13 protein-coding genes are annotated in these 16237 nt (G+C 70.0%); 9 read left to right on the top strand and 4 right to left on the bottom strand.

Features of this window, described 5'->3' with window-relative positions:
* Positions 1-29: 29 nt before the first annotated feature.
* The 7 genes from BJ972_RS09885 to BJ972_RS09855 all read left to right on the top strand — a co-directional run bounded on the left by BJ972_RS09885 (position 30) and on the right by BJ972_RS09855 (position 8183).
* Positions 30-653 (top strand): hypothetical protein, encoded by a 624-nt coding sequence (locus BJ972_RS09885; protein WP_129172603.1) that lies wholly within the window; start codon positions 30-32, stop codon positions 651-653.
* Positions 654-855: 202 nt separating this feature from the next.
* Positions 856-2991: an alpha-galactosidase gene (locus tag BJ972_RS09880; protein WP_241830707.1), complete on the top strand. Its 2136-nt coding sequence runs from the start codon at positions 856-858 to the stop codon at positions 2989-2991.
* A 22-nt stretch (positions 2992-3013) separates the two neighbouring features.
* Positions 3014-4324 carry an ABC transporter substrate-binding protein gene (locus tag BJ972_RS09875; protein ID WP_164989870.1) on the top strand — a complete coding sequence of 437 codons (1311 nt, stop codon included), beginning with the start codon at positions 3014-3016 and terminating at the stop codon, positions 4322-4324.
* Between the two features lie 28 nt (positions 4325-4352).
* Positions 4353-5324, top strand: coding sequence for a carbohydrate ABC transporter permease (locus BJ972_RS09870; protein WP_129172605.1), 972 nt, complete (start codon positions 4353-4355; stop codon positions 5322-5324).
* Complete coding sequence (locus BJ972_RS09865) at positions 5321-6289, top strand: carbohydrate ABC transporter permease (RefSeq protein ID WP_206736468.1); 969 nt, start codon at positions 5321-5323, stop codon at positions 6287-6289. The genes BJ972_RS09870 and BJ972_RS09865 overlap by 4 nt, the downstream gene beginning before the upstream one ends.
* Entirely contained in the window at positions 6286-7200 is a 915-nt protein-coding gene (locus tag BJ972_RS09860) for a family 43 glycosylhydrolase (protein ID WP_129172606.1), read from the top strand. Before BJ972_RS09865 ends, BJ972_RS09860 begins: the two co-directional genes overlap by 4 nt.
* A complete protein-coding gene (locus tag BJ972_RS09855; protein ID WP_129172674.1) occupies positions 7200-8183 on the top strand; it encodes a hydroxyacid dehydrogenase in 984 nt (327 codons plus the stop codon). The genes BJ972_RS09860 and BJ972_RS09855 overlap by 1 nt, the downstream gene beginning before the upstream one ends.
* A 16-nt stretch (positions 8184-8199) precedes the next feature.
* On the opposite strand, the gene BJ972_RS09850 is transcribed toward BJ972_RS09855, so the two are convergent.
* Genes BJ972_RS09850 through BJ972_RS09840 form a run of 3 tightly spaced genes read right to left on the bottom strand, consistent with a single transcriptional unit; the run spans position 8200 to position 11734 of the window.
* Positions 8200-9777: a glycoside hydrolase family 43 protein gene (locus BJ972_RS09850; RefSeq protein WP_129172607.1), complete on the bottom strand. Its 1578-nt coding sequence runs from the start codon at positions 9775-9777 to the stop codon at positions 8200-8202.
* 32 nt (positions 9778-9809) lie between these two features.
* Positions 9810-10493 carry a response regulator gene (locus BJ972_RS09845; RefSeq protein ID WP_373366818.1) on the bottom strand — a complete coding sequence of 228 codons (684 nt, stop codon included), beginning with the start codon at positions 10491-10493 and terminating at the stop codon, positions 9810-9812.
* Positions 10478-11734: a sensor histidine kinase gene (locus BJ972_RS09840; RefSeq protein WP_164989871.1), complete on the bottom strand. Its 1257-nt coding sequence runs from the start codon at positions 11732-11734 to the stop codon at positions 10478-10480. The genes BJ972_RS09845 and BJ972_RS09840 overlap by 16 nt, the downstream gene beginning before the upstream one ends.
* A 195-nt stretch (positions 11735-11929) precedes the next feature.
* Here BJ972_RS09840 and BJ972_RS09835 point away from each other — a divergent pair, with 195 nt between their 5' ends.
* The gene (locus tag BJ972_RS09835; protein ID WP_129172609.1) at positions 11930-13069 is read left to right on the top strand and encodes an AI-2E family transporter; all 1140 of its coding nucleotides are present in this window, start codon (positions 11930-11932) and stop codon (positions 13067-13069) included.
* Between the two features lie 165 nt (positions 13070-13234).
* Here the strand turns inward: BJ972_RS09835 and BJ972_RS09830 are convergent, their stop codons facing one another.
* Positions 13235-13777, bottom strand: a complete 543-nt coding sequence (locus BJ972_RS09830; RefSeq protein ID WP_129172610.1) for a Dps family protein — start codon at positions 13775-13777, stop codon at positions 13235-13237.
* Positions 13778-13999: 222 nt separating this feature from the next.
* On the opposite strand from BJ972_RS09830, the gene BJ972_RS09825 reads away from it, so the two are divergent.
* Positions 14000-16195, top strand: coding sequence for an HNH endonuclease signature motif containing protein (locus BJ972_RS09825; RefSeq protein WP_179419942.1), 2196 nt, complete (start codon positions 14000-14002; stop codon positions 16193-16195).
* The last annotated feature ends 42 nt before the right edge of the window (positions 16196-16237 follow it).

Raw genomic sequence — 16237 nt, 5'->3', positions numbered from 1 at the left:
ACAGAGGCCGGTCACGACACAGACAGGGTATGGACCCCCGCCGCACGCTCATCGCCCTCGCGGTGTGCCTCGCACTCGCGGGGTGCTCCGGCCCGAGCGAACCGACCACGACCTCGTCGGAGTCGGCCGCGCCGGCGGCCGATGCGGCCGAGCGACTCTTCAGGCTGCACGTCGACCACGACCCGATCGCGTCGACGACCCAGCTCGCCGCACTCAGTGACATCGTCGTGCGGGGGACCGTCGCCGGCATCACCGACGGCGCCGTCGACGGCGGCCCGGATGACGCGTCCTTCGTCATCCCCATTTCCGTCGTCGAGATCGCGGTCGCCGAGACGATCAAGGGTGCGAGCTCGGGCACCGTCTACTTCGCGGACTTCGTCGGCCCCGAGATAATGCGCGATGCGCTGCCGATCGGCACGGATGTCGCCCTGTACGGGTACCTCTTCCTGGAGGAGACGCCCGACGGCGTCATCGCCCGCGCACATGCGAGCGCGGGGCGACCGCCCGGTGAACCGCTCTACCGCGAGGCTCACCCCCAGGGTTTCGTCATCGAGCTCGACGGCACCCTCGTGTGGCCGTTCACGAGCGTGACCGCGCGCGGCACTCTCGCCGACGCGCTGCCCGGCGGCCCGCTGACCGGCTCAGAGCGCTGACGGACGCCGCTCGGCCGCGGCCTGCGTGGCCCGATCATTTCCGCGCTTGACGATTGCCGGTCGCTGTGTTTGGATAACGTTATCCGGACGGAGGTCCGGACGCCGCGCAAGCGGGAGCACGCAGCGTCGCGACGGATGTCGGTGGCGCGAGACAAAGGGGTTCAGCATTACTGACACGGCTCTTCGCAGCGCGACCGACTCGGTGTCCGAGATCGGTCTCGACCTGCGCATCACCGATGCCGCCCCCGTCGCGATCACAGGGATCGACGGCAACGCATTCGTCGGAACCGGTGCCGCCCCGCTCATCGAGATCTTCGTCGCCGCCGAGCAGCGTGCACGCACGAGTCAGGGCTACTTCCGCTCCGCCGTCGGCGAGCGCCTGCGGTACGTCGAGCACTCCGTCGACGACGGTTCGATCCGCCTCGTCCAGCGCGACGACGTCTCGGGCCTCGAAGCCACGACCACCCTGATCCGCCCCGAGGCAACCCGCGCCGTCCGCGTCGAGACGACGATCACCAATACCGGTTCGACTTCCGTGGTCGTGACGGCCGTGTCATCCCTCGGCCTCGCGTTCGGCGAATCGGAGCACGATCTCGACGACGTGCTGCTCCTCTCGGGCGAGAGCGAGTGGCTCGGCGAAGGCCGATGGAGCGAGACCCCGCTCCGCGACGAACTGCCCTTCCTCGACCTGCCGGCGCACGCGCAGGACGGCCGCGGCCGCCTCGCCCGCACGAGCCACGGCGCCTGGTCGACGGGCGAGGTGCTGCCGACGGGTGTCGTCAGCCGCCCCGACGGCACCGCGCTCGCGTGGCAGATCGAGACGAGCGGACCGTGGCACTGGGAGATCACGCAGTCGCTGCGGAGCGGCGTGCTCACCCTCCTCGGCCCGACCGATCTCGAGCACCAGTTCGCCCACCGCCTCGAGGCCGGTGCCTCGTTCGACGCCGTACCGGTCGCGTTCGCCGCGTCGACCGAGGGTCGCGACGGCGCGCTCGGCGAACTGACCCGCTACCGGCGCACGCAGCGCCTCCGCCGCCCGGTGGATGCCGCATTGCCCGTCGTCTACAACGACTTCATGAATACGCTCATGGGGCAGCCGAGCACCGAGAAGCTCCTCCCGCTCATCGACGCCGCCGCCGACGCGGGGGCCGAGTACTTCTGCATCGATGCCGGCTGGTTCGCCGACCCGACGATCGGTGACTGGTGGACGACGGTCGGCGAGTGGCGCGAGGCGCCCGGCCGTTTCAGCTCGGGGCTCGCGGCCGTCATCGACCACATCCACGCGCGCGGCATGCGGAGCGGCCTGTGGCTCGAGCCCGAGGTCGTCGGTCACGACAGCCCCGTCGCCCGAACGCTGCCCGACGACGCGTTCTTCCACCGGTTCGGCGAGCGCGTGCGCGAAGACCGTCGCTACCACCTCGACTTCCGCCACCCGGCCGCCCGCGCCCACCTCGATGCGACGGTCGATCACCTCGTGGCCGACTTCGGCATCGGCTACTTGAAGCTCGACTACAACATCAATCCGGGCGCGGGAACCGACGTCGCCGCCGAGACGGCGGGAGACGGCCTGCTCGGCCACACCCGCGCGTTCCGCGACTGGCTCGTCGACGTGCAGCGTCGGCACCCCGAGCTCCTCATCGAGAACTGCAGCTCGGGCGCGATGCGCATGGACGGCTCGCTGCTCTCGGTGACGCACCTGCAGTCGACGAGCGACCAACAGAACTACCGCCTCTACCCGCCGATCGCGGCCTCGGCGCCGGCGTCGATCGCGCCCGAGCAGTGCGGCAACTGGGCGTACCCGTCGGTCGACATGACCGATGAGGAGACGGCGTTCTCGCTCGTCTCGGGCATCGTCGGGCGTCTCTACCTCGCGGGCTTCCTCCCGCAGCTGCGCGCCGCCCAGTCGGCGCTCGTCGACGAGGCGGTCACGGTGCACAAGGCGTGGCGCGAGCGCATCGCCGAGTCGATGCCGTTCTGGCCCCTCGGCCTGCCGGCGTGGACCGACGACGTCATCGCCCTCGGCCTGCGGAGCGGCGACGACACCCTCCTCGCGGTGTGGTCGCGCGGCGAGCTCGCCGACGAGCTCAGCATCCCGCTCGACGCGAGCGGGGTCGAGCAGCTCTACCCCGCGACGCCGACGGATGACTGGAGCATCGGCATCACGGCCGACCGGCTCATCGGCACGACGGCGCCGGGGGCGACGGCGCGCGTGTTCCGCGTCATCCCCGCCGCGGCGACCGCCGCCGCACCCGCCGCCGAAGCGACGGCGACCCCACCCACCGACTTCCCCACGGAAACCCCTGTCCACTCCGGGCTCTCGCCCCGTGTGGCACCCTGAAATCACCAAGAAGGAGCAAGAAATGAGTGCAACGAAGCGCTGGCTCGCGGGCAGCGTCGCCGCAATCGCCGCGGTCGGTCTCGCCGGCTGCTCGGCGGGCGACGGAGGTGGCGGAACGGCCGACGAGCCGACCGTCGTCGAGTTCTGGGGCTGGAACCAGGGGCAGGACCTCATGGTCGACGCCTTCAACGAGGCGAACGAGACCGTCCAGCTCACCTACACGCAGTTCCCTTCGCAGGCCGACCTGCTCACGGGCCTCTCGAACGCCGTCACAGCCGGCACCGACGTGCCGTGCCTCGTGCAGGCGCCCGGCAGCCCCGTGAGTCTGCTCTCGAAGGGACTCATCCAGCCGATCACCGAGCAGTTCGCCGGCAACGAGGACGCCTTCATCGAGACCGCCGTGACGAGCCAGTCGGCGAACGACGAGATCCTCGGCGTTCCGTTCAGCGGCGGCCCGGGCTTCGCCATGATCAACAAGGCCGTCTACGACGCCAACGGGCTCGAGGCGCCCACGACGTGGGACGAGCTCATCGAGACGGGCAAGACCCTGAAGGACCAGGGCGTCTCCGTGCTGAACTTCGCGGGAGAAGACCCGAGCACGCTCGTGAGCTTCTCGAACCAGGCCGGTGCGACGTGGTTCGAGATCGACGGCGACTCATGGGTCGTCGACATCGATAGCCCCGAGACGCAGAAGGCCGCCGATGTGCTGCAGCAGTTCATCGACAACGACCTCATCACGCACGAGACCTTCGCCGACATCCCCGCGATGTCGCAGACGTACGACGCCGGCAAGATGGTGACGATCCCGCTCACGACGTGGAACCTCGCCGCCTGGCAGGAGCGCCTGTCGACCTCGCTCGGCTCGTGGCAGACCATCGACCTGCCGCAGTTCGCCGACGCCGACGAGTTCGTCGTGCCCGGCTCCTTCGGCGGGTACAGCGTTCCCGAGGGCTGCGAGTCGGTCGACGCGGCCGTCGACGCCGCCGTCTTCCTCGCGACCGACCCGACCACGGTCGGTATCGCCGCGAGCCCGTCCGAGGGTGCGGGTAACTACCCCGCGATCCCGGATGCCGGCGAGTACGTCGACGGGCTGCTGCCCCCGACGCTCCTCGGCGACACCGTCGGTGAGACCCCCGCGGTCATCGAGCGCGCGGCGAACGCGGCTCGCGTGCAGTGGATCGACAGCCCCTCGGCGACGTACTTCGACGAGCTCGTCTCGCAGTGGGCGAAGGCCGTCAACAAGGAGATCACGCTCCGCGAAGCCGTGACGCACATGCAGGACTACGTGGTCTCCGACCTCGAAGCCCAGGGAATCGACGTCACGGAACGCTGAGTTTCGCGACACGAGTGAAGGATCGATCATGTCCACCGAGACACTGACGGCCCCGACGACGGGGCGGGCGGCTGAGCCCGCTCGCCCCGCCCGGCGGCCACGTCGACAGCCGAGCTGGCGACGACTGCAGGCACTGAAGGGTGCGGCCTTCACTCTTCCGTTCTTCGCGGGCTTCGCGCTCGTGACGATCATCCCGCTCCTCATCGCGCTCGTGCAGAGCGTGTTCCAGGAGCGGCGCACGGGCCTCGGGCTCGGCAAGGGCGAGATCGTCTTCGCCGGTTTCGACAACTACCTCCAGGGCCTCACGTCCGAGGTCTTCTGGATGGGCATGCTGCGCGTCGGCCTCTTCGGCGCCGTCGTCATCCCCCTCGGACTCGTCGTCTCGCTCAGCATGGCGCTGCTGCTCGACGCCGTCACGGGCAAGAAGGCGAAGTTCTTCCGCGTCGGATTCCTCGTGCCGTACATGGTGCCGGGCATCGTCGCGACGCTCATCTGGATCTACCTCTACAGCCCGAAGGTCGGCCCGCTCACGCCGTTCTTCGAGCAGTTCGGGCTCGACCTCAACTTCTTCGCGCCCGGATCGGTGTGGCCCTCGATGGGAAACATCATGGTGTGGGGCGGTATCGGCTTCAACATGCTGCTCATGTACGGCTCGCTCCGCGCCATCCCGGGCGAGATCTTCGACGCGGCCCGCGTCGACGGTGCGTCGGAGTGGCGCATCGCGTGGGCCATCAAGGTGCCGCACCTCCGCGGCATCATCGTGCTCACGACGATGCTCTCGATCATCGGGTCGCTGCAGATCTTCAACGAGCCGCAGCTGTTCCGTTCGGTCTCGCCGCAGACGGTCTCGGCCGACTGGGTTCCCGTGCAGATGATCTACAACCAGGCCTTCGTCGCGAACGACCCGTACTACGCGGCGGCTCTGTCCGTCATCCTCGCGGTCGTCGTCGGAATCGCCTCCGCCATCTTCTACAAGTTCACGAACAGGCCGGTGTCATGACAACCACAGGGATGCCCGTCGGCGAGGCGGTGCCCGCACCCGTCGTCGACGAGATCATGGGGCGCGAGTCGCGCGCCGAGCGCCGTCGCCAGCGCCGCCTCGAGGAGGATGCGCCCGTCGGCTACAAGAAGTCGAAGTGGTCGCAGATCCTCGTGCTCGTCGCCCTCGGCGCGATCGCGTTCTACTCGATCGCGCCGGTGTGGTGGCTCATCGTCTCGGCGACGAAGAGCGGCTCCGACCTCTACAACTCGAACGGCCTGTGGTTCTCGGAGTTCACGCTGTGGGACAACCTCGTGCAGCTCGCGACCTACAAGGACGGCATCTTCTTCCGCTGGCTCGGCAACTCGATCTTCTACGCGGGCACGACGGCGATCGTGACGACGTTCATCTCGATCGCGGCGGGCTACGGGCTCTCGAAGTTCGTCTTCCGCGGCCAGCGCCTCGGCATGGCGATCGTCATCGGCTCGTTCCTCGTGCCGGGCGCCCTGCTGACCGTGCCGCTCTACGTGCTGTTCGCGAACCTCGGCATCCTCAACACCCCGTGGGCCGTGCTGCTGCCCGGCTTCATCAGCGCCTTCAACGTGTATCTCGCGAAGGTCTACGTCGACGGAGCCGTGCCCGACGAACTGCTCGAGGCGTCGCGACTCGACGGCGCGGGCGAGCTCCGCATCTTCTTCTCGATCGTCATGCGCCTCATGGTGACGGGCGGGGCGACGATCTTCCTGCTCTCGTTCGTCGGCAGCTGGAACGGCTTCTTCCTGCCCCTCACGATGCTGCGCGGTCAGGACCAGTGGACCGTGAGCCTCGGTCTCTACTCGTGGCTGCAGACGCGCGCCGACCAGACCGTCGACCTCACGTCGCTCACCATCACGGGTGCGCTGCTCTCGACGATCCCGCTCGTGATCTTCATGGTCTCGATGTCGCGCTACTGGCGGACGGGCGTCACCCTGGGTGCCGTGAAATGACGGGCGTCATCCGCCCGGGCGAGGTCATCGTCGACGAGGCCGGCGCGATCGCCCAACTGCACGGCATCGGTGTGCAGCGGGTCGGCGACCGTTTCTACGCGTGGGGCGAGAACAAGGCGGCGGGCTCGACCTTCACGGCGGTCAGCTGCTACTCGTCGACCGACCTCGCGACGTGGCGGTTCGAGGGCGAGGCGCTCACCGCTGGGGAGGGCGACCTCGCCGCCGATCGCATCGTCGAGCGGCCGAAGGTGCTCGAGCACCCCGACGGACACTTCGTGATGTTCCTGCACATCGATTCGGCCGACTACGCCGACGCGCGTGTGGGCTTCGCGGTCGCCGATGCGCCCGCCGGGCCGTACCGCTACCTCGGCAGCGAACGCCCGCTCGGCAACCTCAGCCGCGACATCGGCGTCTACCAGGAGGACGGCGTCGGCTACCTCCTCTCGGAGGACCGCGTCAACGGCCTGCACCTCTACCGGCTCGCGCCCGACTACCTCTCGGTCGAGGCGATCGTCGCGACGACCCTGAAGGATGACGGTTCGCACGGCTACGAGTCGCCGACCCTCATCCGCGAGGGCGGCCTCTACTATCTGTTCGGCTCCGACCTCACCGGCTGGGCGATGAACGACAACATGGTCTCGACGGCGACGGATCTTGCCGGGCCGTGGTCGCCGTGGGCGGGCATCGCGCCCGCCGGGTCGGCGACCTTCGAGTCGCAGATGAGCGTCGTCGTGCCCGTCGACGGCGGCCACGTCTACATCGGCGACCGCTGGACCCCCGACGACCTCCGCACCTCGCCCGCCGTCTGGCTGCCGATCGAGATCGGCGACGGGGTCGCGACGCTGCGCTGGCGTGATGAGTGGACGATCGCCGATCTGCGGGGCGCGGCCGCGCCAGGGGATGACGCATGATGCGCGCCGCTCTCGCGATGGATGCTCATCTGCCCGAGCGCTTCTTCACACCGAACGCCCGGGCCGCGCTCGCCACGCAGCTCGAACTCGCCGGTGACGCTGCGCCGACGGTCGCCGCGGCTCTGCGTTCCGACCTCGAGGTGCTCATCACCGGCTGGGGGGTGCAGGCCCTCACCCGCGACGACCTCGATGCGATGCCGAAGCTCCGCGCGATCATCCACGCGGGCGGCGGCATCGGCTGGATCGACGGCGCGGCGTGGGAGCGCGGCATCCTCGTCGCGTCGGCCGCCGACGCCAACGCGATCCCCGTCGCCGAGTACACGTTCGCGATGATCCTCCTCGCCGCGAAGGACGTGCCGTGGGTGTCGCGCCGCTACGTGCAGGAGCAGAGTGACATCGATCGCGAGGCCGACTACCCGTCGATCGGCGCCTACGGCACGAGCGTCGGCATCGTCGGCGCGTCGCGCGTCGGCAGCCGCGTGCTCGCCTCGCTCGCGACGACGGCGTTCGAGACGAGCCTGTTCGACCCGTACTGCTCCGCCGAGCGCGCGGCCGAACTCGGTGCGCGGAAAGTCGACGACCTCGTCGAGGTCGCGTCCGCGAGCCGCATCCTCTCGGTGCATGCGCCGGCGACGGATGCCACGCAGGGCCTCATCTCGCGGGAGGTGCTCGCCGCGCTGCCCGACGGCGCGACGCTCATCAACACCGCGCGCGGGGCGCTCGTCGACCAGGATGCCCTCGTCGACGAGCTGCGCTCGGGGCGGCTGCGCGCGATCCTCGACGTCACGACTCCCGAGGTGCTGCACTCCGGTCATCCGCTCTACGAGCTGCCGAACGTCGTGATCACGCCGCACCTCTCGGGCTCGGCCGGCAACGAGCTGTTCCGCCTCGGTGACGCCGTCGCCGAGAACGTCGCCCGTCTCGCGGCGGGTCAGTCGCTCGTCGGCGCCGTGAGCGCTGCCGATCGCGCGCGTCAGGTGTGAGGCGCCGCCCGCGCCCTCAGTCGTGCGGGGTCTCGGTGAACTCGACGTCGCCGATGTCGGCCGTCCACGCGCCGTCGACCGTGTCGATCGCCGTCACGCCGATCATCGGCCCCGTGAAGCGCAGGCGCCCGCGGTAGTCGTCGGTGAAGCGGGCGAGGTCGATGGCGTCGCCGATCGGGGTGACGTGCCCGGCGTCCGCGGCGCACGCGAACCGCACGCCGTCCTCGTCGACGGTCGCGCGCAGTGTGACGTCTCCCGGCGGCAGCGCGACCGAGGCGAGGTCGACGGGTCGCTCGCCGTCATCCCGTGAGCGCAGCACGACGTGCCGCGCGCCCGACTCGTCGATCGTCACGAGCAGGGCGGCGTAGGTGCTCGTGTCGTACCAGACGACGAGGCCCGCGGCGTGCGCGATGTCGGTCGGGGCGGCGTCGAGCGTGACCGCGAGGGTCGTCGGCAGCTCGCGCACGCGCCGCGCGATAAGGCTCTGCTCGAAGCGCGAGTGCAGCGAGTCGCCGCCGCGGAGGCGCAGCCAGCCCGGCCGTGCGCCGAGGTCGGCCCACGAGCGATCGGCGGGCCGGCGCAGCGTGCTCCAGGGCCAGGCCGGGGTGCTGCCGCCGCCCCATCCCTCGGGCTCGGCCGCGCGCCCGTGGGGAGCGGGAAGGGAACCGGGAACGGTGAACCGTTCGGCGGGAAGCGTCGTGCCCGACGCGAGTCGCGGCCAGCCGTCATCCGTCAGCTCGACGTTCTCGGCGAACGTCTCGCGACCGAGCACTCCGTGGCGGTCGTCGCCCCGGCGCAGCACGCGACTACCGAGGTGCACGAGCACGCGCTCGCCGTCGTCGAGCGTGACGATCTCGCCGTGACCGGCCTTCTGCGCCCAGTGTTCGGGCGCCTCACGCGTGGTCAGGTAGCTGCCGATCGGGTCGCGTTCGTAGGGGCCGTCGATCGAGTGCGAGCGGAACATCGTGATGCCGTGCTCCCACCCCGTGCCTCCCTCGGCGACCGAGAGCCAGTACCAGCCGTCGCGGAACTCGAGGCCGGGGCCCTCGATGAGGGTGCCGGTCGAGAGGATGACGCGGGGAGTGTCACGGGGCGCGAGCGTCGCCGCGTCGAGCTCCTGCAGGGTGATGCCGCCGAACGAGGGGCGCTCGGGGGCGGCATCCCATTTCATGTTCAGGAGCCAGACGCGACCATCCTCGTGGAAGAGGGCGGGGTCGAACCCGGTCGAGGGCACGCGCGTCGGGCGTTCCCACGTCGCGCCGTCGTCGCTCGAACGCGAGATCGCCGTACGGATGTCCTTCTCGCCGCCGTCGTTCGTGTACACCGTGCTGAAGACGAGCCACACGCGATCGCCGTCGGTGCTGAGCGAGGGCGCCCAGATGCCGCACGAGTCGGCGACGCCGCGCAGGTCGACGAACTCGGCGGGGAAGGAGCCGGCGGGTTCCCACTCGACGAGGTTGTCGGAGCGGTGCAGCGGGATCGCCGGCATCCACTCGAACGAGCTGTTCGCGAGCAGGAAGCCGTCGCCGATCCGCACGACGGAGGCATCGGGCATGAACCCGCGGCGGACCGGATTCTGAACGTCGCGGGTCATGCGTCGAGCCTAGCGCCGGGGGATGGAAAACGCTATCCAGTCGGTCGCGCGCCGTTCACGATGACCGCGACCTGAACGCGACTGTTCGCGTCGAGCTTCGCCATGACGCGGCCGACGTGCGACTTGACCGTCGCGATCGTCAGGTAGAGGTCCGCGGCGATCTCGGCGTTCGACAGCCCGCGGGCCACGGCATCGGCGACCTCGCGTTCGCGAGCGGTGAGCGAGTCGAGGGCGCGCCGCTCGTCGTCGGACCGCGGGCGAGTCGAGTGCGCGGCGAGGCGGATGACGCGTTCGAGCACCGCGGGGGCGAGCGTCGGCGTGCCCGCGGCTGCCGCGCGCACCGCGGCGACGAGGTCGGTCGGGGCACTGTCCTTCAGGAGGTACCCGCGGGCTCCGGCCTGCAGGGCCCGCACCACGTCGTCGTCCGCGTCGAACGTCGTGAGCACGAGCACGGCGAGGTTCGGGCGGGCGGCGATCTCCCGCGCGGTCGCCGCGATGCCGTCGCAGCGCGGCATGCGGATGTCCATGAGCACGACGTCGGGTCGGCCGCGGGCGATGACGGCCTCGGCGTCCAGCCCGTCGACGGCTTCGCCGACCACCCGGATGCCGGGATCCGCGCCGAGCAGGAGCACGAGGCCCTTGCGGACGAGGGCGTCGTCGTCGACGATGACGACGCGGATCGGGGAGTCGTTCGCCTCGGTCATGATGTCGGCCACGGCAGTGTCACGGTGACGGTGTGCGCTCCGGCGTGCGTCTCGACCGATGCCGTCCCTCCGAGTGAACGCGCTCGTTCGTCGATCCCCACGAGACCGAAGCCGCCGCCCGATTCGTCGACCGTCGACCCGCCGGGGGCGAGGGTGTTCCGCACCACGATCGTCAGGGACTCGCCCGCCGTGCCGATGATGTCGACCGTGACGGGCTGGCCCGGCGCGTGCTTCCTCGCGTTCGTGAGGCACTCCTGCACGATCCGATAGGCGTGGCGGCCGACCGTCGCGGGGATCTCGAGCGTCTCGGCGGTGATGGTCAGGGTCGCGAGAGGCTCGGCGTGCACGAGGGAGGCGACGTCGTCGAGCGAGGGCTGCGGTGCGTTCGCCGGCGGATCGAAGGAGTCGCCGGGTGAACGCAGTACGCCGAGCACCTCGCGGAGGTCGCCGAGCGCGAGCCGCGTGGTGTCGTGCACGATGGCCACGGTGTCGGCGCGGTCGGCGGCATCGAGGTCGGTGCGATAGCGCAGCACGCCCGAGTGCATCGCGATGAGCGAGAGTCGGTGGCCGAGCACGTCGTGCATCTCGCGGGCGATGAGGGTGCGTTCGTGCTCGCGAGCGTGGGCGATACGCAGGTTCTGCTCCTCGACCACGAGGTTCGCGCGTTCCCGGAGCGAGGCGACGAGCTCGCGTCGATTGCCGATCGAGACGCCGATGGCGACTCCCGCGAAGACGAGCACCGCGCCGACGAGCAGCGCGAGCAGGGCGTCGCCCGGGCTCGACGGGCTGAGCATGAAGTGCAGGCCGAAGATCTCGACGAGGGTGAGGCTCGTGAGCCACGCCGCGACCGTCATCCCGATCTCGAACCAGCGGCGCCGCGTCGAGATCGAGACGAGCACGAGGAAGGCGGCGGGAGCGGCGAAGGCCGAGAACCCACCGGCGAGGCCGAGGATCACGGCGATCGGAAGCGGTGCGAGGCGCCGGAAAGGCAGGAGTGCGAGCGCCACGAGGCCCATCGCGACGTCGGCGACGAGGGTGCCGCCGAGACGTAGGTCGCTGTCATCCGCCCCCGCATCGATGCTCAGGCCGAAGCTCACGACGAGCAGCAGCGCGCCGAGGAGGAGAGAGGCGAGCAGGCGCCAGACCTCGCCCCACACGCGTTGTCCCACTCGGCGCGGAGGGTGAGCCGCGCCCGGCGGACGCGGCGGCGTCGGCGTCGCGCCGGTGTCACGGGTGTCGAGGAGTGCGCTCATGGTCTCAGCGTAAGGAGCAGCGGTGACCCTCCGCGTCAGCCGAAGGTCGAACATGTCGCCGCTCGGCTGCCTCGCCGCCGTGCCGTGTCAACCCTGGGATGCCGTCGGTGCGCGGTCGTAGACTCGGGGCCTGCACGGTGATCGTGCAGACCAGATACGCGCGGGCCGCGAGGCGCTGCGGGGCGGGAGTCCATCATGTGGCGCAATTCAGACAAGCGCACCGACGAAGCGATCGACAGGCGCCCCGAGCCGAAGCGCGTGGTCGTCTCGGGCGTCCAGCCGTTCCAGTTCGGACTCGTCGGCGCCCTCGGCGTCATGGTCGCCCTCCTCATCGGCAGTGTGCTCGGGCAGCTCTCGACCGTGCTCGTCTACATCGGCCTCGCGCTGTTCCTCTCGCTCGGGCTCGACCCGATCGTGTCGCTCATCGAGCGGAAGCTCCCGCGACCGGCCGCCATCGCGATCGTCGTCGGCGGCGTCATCCTCGCGTTTGCGGGCATCGTGCTCGCGATCGTCCCCGTGCTCGTCGAACAGGCCACGAACCTCATCACCGACCTGCCCGACATGGTCAAGGACGCGCAGGCGAGCCAGTGGTACCACGACCTCGAGGCGCAGTACGGCTCGACGATCCAGGACGCCTTCGGCAGTGTGCTGAGCTTCGTGCAAGACCCGGGCAACCTCGCGACGATCGGCGGCGGAGTCGTCGCGGTCGGCGCGGGAGTCGCCGGCGGGCTCACCGGTGTCACGATCGTGCTCATCCTGACGCTGTACTTCATGGCGTCGCTCAAGAACATCAAGCGCATGGCCGCCCGCTTTGTGCCCGCGTACCGTCGCCCGCGCTTCACCGAGCTCACCGACGACGTGTCGGGCGCCGTCGGCCGTTATGTGATCGGGCAGGTGGGTCTCGCGCTCATCAACGGCATCCTGAGCCTCATCTTCCTCTCGATCATCGGGGCGCCGCTCCCCGCCCTGCTCGCGCTCATCGCGTTCATTGGCTCGCTCATCCCGATGGTCGGAACCCTCATCGGCGCAATCATCAACACCCTCATCTGTCTGTTCGCGTCGCCGCTGACCGCTCTCGTCGCCGGTATCTACTACCTCGTGTACATGCAGGTCGAGGCGTACATCCTGAGCCCGCGCATCATGAACAAGGCCGTGGCCGTGCCGGGCGCGATCGTCGTCATCGCAGCCGTCGGCGGCGGAACGATCGGCGGAGTGCTCGGCGCCCTCGTCGCCATCCCGGTCGCCGCGTCGGCGATCATCATCATCCAGAAGGTCGTCTTCCCCGCGCAGGACCGCAAGGCCGTCCCGCCCGTGGGTGTGCACACCGGCGAGTAGGCGGCGGGCGTCGTCTCGAACGGATGACGCGGGTGTGCGGATGGCGCAGGTCTGCGGATGACGCGGGTCTGCGGATGACGCAGAAGAGCCGGACTCCCCGCGGGGTGTCCGGCTCTTCGCTCTGCGCGGTGTTATTGCTGCTGCTGGTGCTCGCGGTGGTGCTGGTCAGCTCTTCGCGCGCGCCGGGGTGCGGTTCTCGGCGCTGACCATCCAGGCGTACTGCTCGAGCTGTTCGATGACGGCGTGCAGGATGTCGGCGCTCGTCGGGTCCTCCTCGTCGACGGCGTCGTGCACGTCGCGGATCGTGCCGACCGTCGCTTCGAGGCGATCGGTGATGAGGTCGACGGTCTCGCTCGTGTCGATCTCGCCCTGCGGGTACTCCGACAGGGTCGTCGTCTCTGCGACGGTGTCGCTGCGCCCGTCGGGCACCGCGTGCAGGGCGCGCATGCGCTCGGCGACGGTGTCGCTGAACTCGCGCGTCGAGTCGATGATGTCGTCGAGCTGACGGTGCGTGTCGCGGAAGTTCGTGCCCACGACGTTCCAGTGCGCCTGCTTGCCCTGCATCTGCAGCTCGAGGAGGTCGACGAGCACCTTCTGGAGGTTGTCGGCGAGGCTCTTCGAGGCCGTGAAGCCGCGTTCGGCGTTCTGGCGCCGGGTCTCTTTCGCGCCCGTTCCGCCGCGGGCGTTCCTCTTCGTCGTCTCAGCCATGCTCACACCTTTCGTCGGTGGTTGTTCGGGGTTCGGATATCAGCGACGTTACGCTCGCGTGCGGCTTCGCCCTAGTGGGTTGTGCGCGGCGGGGGAGTGTGCTGGGTGATGGGTGTGCGCCTGCATCTGCGTGCTCTCTCGGGTGCATCTCTCATGAATTATCTTCGATATCCACATGTGGATAACTCGCTCAGTGTCGTACCTCTCTTCTACAATATGAGTATGGCCATCACCGCTCCCGCTGCCGCTCTCTGCGGCATTGACGAGGCGCTCACCGCGCTCGTCGCGGAGTGGGACGGTGCGCTCGTCGGGGTCGTGCGCGGTGCTGTCTCGGGTTCGGGCGCGGGCGCGGGCGCGGGTGCTGGTGCGGTGTCGATGGATGTGCGGTCGATGAGCGACGCCGGGCTGGTGCGGGTCAACGACGCGATCGCGTCAGCACGGCGCACCCTGGCGACGGTGCATGCACGGATCGCAGCCGAGCTCGCCGAACGCTCCACGACAGTGGGCGAGGAGAACATCGCGAAGACGCAGGGGTTCGCCTCGGTCGAACGGTTGATCGCGCACTCCACCGGCGACGGGTTCTCCGCCGCGAGTCGCCTCGTCTCCGTGGGGCGCGCGACCGCCCCCCGTGCCTCGTTCACCGGCGAAGTGTTGCCCGCCCGCTACCCGCACATCGCGGCCGCGCTCGACGCGGGCACGATCAGCATCGACGCGGCCGCCGCGATCACCAGCTTCCTCGACAGCGTCCGGGTGAAGGCCACCCCGAACGATCTCGACGACGCCGAACGATTCCTCATCGACCGCGCCCCGCACGTCGGCGTCGACGGCCTCACCCGCCTCACGAAACGACTCACCGCGCACCTCGACCCCGACGGAGTGAAACCCCGCGAAGACGAACTCCGCGCCGGCCGCAACCTCCACATCTGGGAAGACCACCGCGGCTATATCCGCATGAAAGGCGCCCTCGACCCCGCCACCGGCGCCCCGATCAAGATCGCCATCGACGCCCTCGTCACCGCCGAACTCCACCGCACCCGCGGCACCTGGACACCCACACCCGACCACACCACGCCCGACAGCACCACGCCCGACAGCACCACGCGCGGCACCGCCCGCCCCACACCCGACCCCGCGACTGCCGAGACCCGGTCGATCCCGCAACTCAACGCCGACGCCCTCGCCGACATCGCCCGCCTCGCCCTCGGCTCGGCCGACTCCCCGCCCGCACTCCGCACCACCACCGTCGTCGCCCGTATCCACCTCGACGACCTCCTCGAACGCGCCAGCGCCTCAGACTCCGGCGACGGTGCACACGCCGCCGCCGCCGCCGCCGCCTCCGGCACTGCCTCGACCTCCGGCACTGCCTCGAACTCCGGCACTGCCTCGAACTCCGGCACTGCCTCGAACTCGGGCACTGCCTCGAACTCGGGCACTGCCTCGAACTCGGGCACTGCCTCGAACTCGGGCACTGCCTCGAACTCGGGCACTGCCTCGAACTCGGGCACTGCCTCGAACTCGGGCACTGCCTCGAACTCCGCCTCTGGCTCCGCCTCTGGCTCTGGCTTCCGGTCCGGGTTTGAACGCACCAGCACGCCCACCGGGTGGGGCACGATCGACGGCATCGACCACCCCGTCAGCGCCGCCACGATCCGTCAACTCGCCGCGGCCGCGGGCGTCATCCCGATGATCCTCGGCGGCCCCAGCGAAGTCCTCGACCTCGGACGCACCACCCGACTCTTCACCACCGCACAAAAACTCGCCCTCACCGAACGCGACGGCGGCTGCGCCTTCCCCGGATGCACCCGACCACCCGGCTACACCCAAACACACCACATCCACTGGTGGAAACGCGACACCGGCCCCACCGACCTCACCAACGGCATCCTCCTCTGCGCCTTCCACCACCACCGCATCCACGACGACGGCTGGACCATCACCATCCACAACAACCACACCTGGTTCACCCCACCCCCACACATCGACCCCACCCAAACACCACGCCCCGGCAACACCAACCCCACACTCAACCCACCCACGCCCACGCCCGCACCCGCGCCTGCACCTAAACCCGCGCCCGCACCCGCACTCGCACTCGCACCCGCACCCGCGCCTGCACCCCCGCACGCGCCTGAACCCGCGCGCACACCCGAACCCGCGCCACCCCTCACGCCACCCCGCCCGTCCCGGCACGAATCACCACCACGACCAGTCGACGACACCCCGACACGCCCCCGGCACGGCACCGCTACGCGTCCACCGCAGGACACCCCGACGCGCACCCACAACGACACCGCAACGCACCCCTCGCAGCCACCGCACGACCCCGCGTCGCGCAACGGAAACGGCACGTCCGCCCGCCCACTCCGACCACCGCGTGACGCGCCACCGCCGCGGCCCGACTACGCGTCCGTCGGCTGATCGGGGCGACGAGGTGAGCGGCGCGGATGGCTGACACGGGGC

Origin of the sequence: Agromyces atrinae, assembly GCF_013407835.1 — a bacterium.
GTDB lineage: Bacteria > Actinomycetota > Actinomycetes > Actinomycetales > Microbacteriaceae > Agromyces > Agromyces atrinae.
The sequence above is the reverse complement of the archived record's forward strand: the minus strand, read 5'-3'. Positions and strand labels throughout refer to the sequence as shown.

Coding starts and splice junctions, on each gene's coding strand:
- BJ972_RS09885 (WP_129172603.1), top strand. CDS start 30: ATGGACCCCCGCCGCACGCTCATCGCCCTCGCGGTGTGCCTCGCACTC.
- BJ972_RS09875 (WP_164989870.1), top strand. CDS start 3,014: ATGAGTGCAACGAAGCGCTGGCTCGCGGGCAGCGTCGCCGCAATCGCC.
- BJ972_RS09870 (WP_129172605.1), top strand. CDS start 4,353: ATGTCCACCGAGACACTGACGGCCCCGACGACGGGGCGGGCGGCTGAG.
- BJ972_RS09865 (WP_206736468.1), top strand. CDS start 5,321: ATGACAACCACAGGGATGCCCGTCGGCGAGGCGGTGCCCGCACCCGTC.
- BJ972_RS09860 (WP_129172606.1), top strand. CDS start 6,286: ATGACGGGCGTCATCCGCCCGGGCGAGGTCATCGTCGACGAGGCCGGC.
- BJ972_RS09855 (WP_129172674.1), top strand. CDS start 7,200: ATGCGCGCCGCTCTCGCGATGGATGCTCATCTGCCCGAGCGCTTCTTC.
- BJ972_RS09850 (WP_129172607.1), bottom strand. CDS start 9,777: ATGACCCGCGACGTTCAGAATCCGGTCCGCCGCGGGTTCATGCCCGAT.
- BJ972_RS09840 (WP_164989871.1), bottom strand. CDS start 11,734: ATGAGCGCACTCCTCGACACCCGTGACACCGGCGCGACGCCGACGCCG.
- BJ972_RS09835 (WP_129172609.1), top strand. CDS start 11,930: ATGTGGCGCAATTCAGACAAGCGCACCGACGAAGCGATCGACAGGCGC.
- BJ972_RS09830 (WP_129172610.1), bottom strand. CDS start 13,777: ATGGCTGAGACGACGAAGAGGAACGCCCGCGGCGGAACGGGCGCGAAA.
- BJ972_RS09825 (WP_179419942.1), top strand. CDS start 14,000: ATGGCCATCACCGCTCCCGCTGCCGCTCTCTGCGGCATTGACGAGGCG.